This is a genomic window from Polaromonas sp. P1_E3, assembly GCF_056405935.1.
Genome location: NZ_JBFUBD010000794.1, coordinates 1 through 687, shown reverse-complemented (window position 1 = coordinate 687; position 687 = coordinate 1). Strand labels below are relative to the sequence as shown.

At 43.9% G+C, this 687-nt stretch carries 1 protein-coding gene, 2 tRNA genes and 1 rRNA gene; 3 read left to right on the top strand and 1 reads right to left on the bottom strand.

What is annotated here, in order from left to right; all coding sequences use genetic code 11:
- The 3 genes from AC1D0Z_RS23575 to AC1D0Z_RS23565 form a co-directional block, all read left to right on the top strand.
- Positions 1-86: ribosomal RNA gene (locus AC1D0Z_RS23575) — 16S ribosomal RNA — on the top strand; the annotation flags it as partial.
- A 126-nt stretch (positions 87-212) separates the two neighbouring features.
- Positions 213-289, top strand: a tRNA-Ile gene (locus AC1D0Z_RS23570).
- Between the two features lie 27 nt (positions 290-316).
- Positions 317-392, top strand: a tRNA-Ala gene (locus AC1D0Z_RS23565).
- A 95-nt stretch (positions 393-487) separates the two neighbouring features.
- Here the strand turns inward: AC1D0Z_RS23565 and AC1D0Z_RS23560 are convergent.
- On the bottom strand, positions 488-687 hold a 200-nt coding region (locus AC1D0Z_RS23560; RefSeq protein WP_477660536.1), incomplete at its 5' end, for a hypothetical protein.

The following is a 687-nucleotide window of genomic DNA, read 5'->3' as shown; positions in this document are numbered from 1 at the left end:
GGGCGATTACCACGGCAGGGTTCGTGACTGGGGTGAAGTCGTAACAAGGTAGCCGTAYCGGAAGGTGYGGCTGGAWYACCTCCTTTCTGGAAATATGCAATCAAATTCTTACGCCCATTCTTATCGGCTGTTGTCTTAAACAACAGCATTGGCCTTCAGTTAAATTTATTAATCTAATTGGTGCCGCCTTCAAGATTCTTTTCTGAATCAGAGGGTCTGTAGCTCAGCTGGTTAGAGCACCGTCTTGATAAGGCGGGGGTCGTTGGTTCGAGTCCAACCAGACCCACCAAATCAGGTTTGAAGAAGTTTGAATCCTGGGGGATTAGCTCAGCTGGGAGAGCACCTGCTTTGCAAGCAGGGGGTCGTCGGTTCGATCCCGTCATCCTCCACCACTTATCTCGAGCGTATTTGATTAATGCAAAGCATCTTCTTTGAGGATGTTTTGTGTTAATTGATTCATTTCAATTATTGGCTGTTCTTTAAAAATTCATAGAGTTAAATCAGCGTTGCTAGCGGAAACTGCACATTCGTAAAGGTTTAGTGCAGACCGTGCCGCTAGCAACAATTTAGAGATTTTGATTGCGTCAAAATAAACTTTTAATTTCGGCTTAATGCAAATTAAATCGAATTGAAAGATACGGCATAACGCGTCTGGTGAAAGACCAGACATCATTCCTTGAAGATAAC